At 55.3% G+C, this 1,212-nt stretch carries 2 protein-coding genes; both read left to right on the top strand.

The features are described from left to right. Positions 1-248 precede the first annotated feature (248 nt). Positions 249-758 carry a hypothetical protein gene (locus ABD919_RS13885; protein WP_345236620.1) on the top strand — a complete coding sequence of 170 codons (510 nt, stop codon included), beginning with the start codon at positions 249-251 and terminating at the stop codon, positions 756-758. A gap of 51 nt (positions 759-809) precedes the next feature. After that, positions 810-1,112 (top strand): hypothetical protein, encoded by a 303-nt coding sequence (locus tag ABD919_RS13880; RefSeq protein WP_345236619.1) that lies wholly within the window; start codon positions 810-812, stop codon positions 1,110-1,112. Positions 1,113-1,212 lie beyond the last annotated feature (100 nt).

The following is a 1,212-nucleotide window of genomic DNA, read 5'->3' as shown; positions in this document are numbered from 1 at the left end:
CGAAAGCGCGTCACCTCTTTGTCGAGAAACAGCTTCTTGCCTTGCATCTTCCCTCTACGAAAACTGGTTCTGCAACAGCCACGTTCCTTTCATTAAACGGGCTTAAGTTTAGGGCATCACCGTTATCTTGAACTCATGCCAGGTACTATTGGCTCAACTGGACCGTACTAGACGGTCACGAGCGCTATTGTAAGACTGGACTGTTACCTTGTCAGCCCCCTTTGGTTGGCCCTCTTTCTGTTCGCTGCATGTATCTGCGCTCTGCCCACCTCCCTGTGCTCGGTATGCTGTTGGCGTGTACGCCCCCAACGAAAAAGCCCGACCCGGTCGCATTTCCCCAGCTGCACCCCGAGATGGCGGCCACACTAGACCAAGCGTTTTCCTCGGGCATGTTATTGCTTTACCTCTACCCCGACAGCTTATCGTTTCGCTACCGGGCCATGGTGATGCCCTTTGCCACGAAACGCGTCCTGGACCACCGCATGCCCGACGAAGTCGCGCGCACCCCCCGCAACGTGGTCTTTATCTACACCGGTGCCGGTCAGTTGCTTCCCCGTTCCGCTGCGTTTTATCAACGGCTGCACGCATTTGATGCTGTTTTAGAAACTGAGAGCGCCCATAAGTATAAGGTCGTCTTTCCCGAAAAGACCCGCCATTATCGCGTGGAAGGCACTTGCTTAGTTGAGGACTCGCTTCCGCACCCGAAGCCCTTAATCCCATTGCTAGAAGCTCCTCCCAAGAAAGAGGCTCACCCGTAATAGCAGACTTCCGAACCGCCCTTTCGCTGAGCCATTTACAACCTATTCAAGATGAATCTGGATGAAGCGTACCAGCAGGCGGTAGATGAGCAGGCCCAGTGCTTACTGCATACCGAAGCACCTGCTCTGCGGGCCCTGCCGCCCTCGGGCATTTTTGAGGTGGGGGTTGCGGGCCGGACTATCCGCGGCACGTGGGACCACCTGCTCCTGCCCGACGGCATTCACTGGATTGCGTATCGCCTCGATCGAACGAGCTGGCTGTCCCTTAGCCAGTATTTCAACGGCGTGAAGGTGCTACCCAATGACAAAGTACAGCTTCTCACTGTCCAAGAAATCGGGCTCTTGGAGTTATAACGCTCTATTCCTTAAACTGAAGCTGTTTAGGAAGTCGGGGTTGGGGCGATTTTGCGCAGCAACAGGACGGTAAAGGCGAGCCAGTGCCAAGCCAGCCAGT

It is taken from the genome of Hymenobacter saemangeumensis, assembly GCF_039541835.1.
GTDB lineage: Bacteria > Bacteroidota > Bacteroidia > Cytophagales > Hymenobacteraceae > Hymenobacter > Hymenobacter saemangeumensis.
The sequence above is the reverse complement of the archived record's forward strand: the minus strand, read 5'-3'. Positions and strand labels throughout refer to the sequence as shown.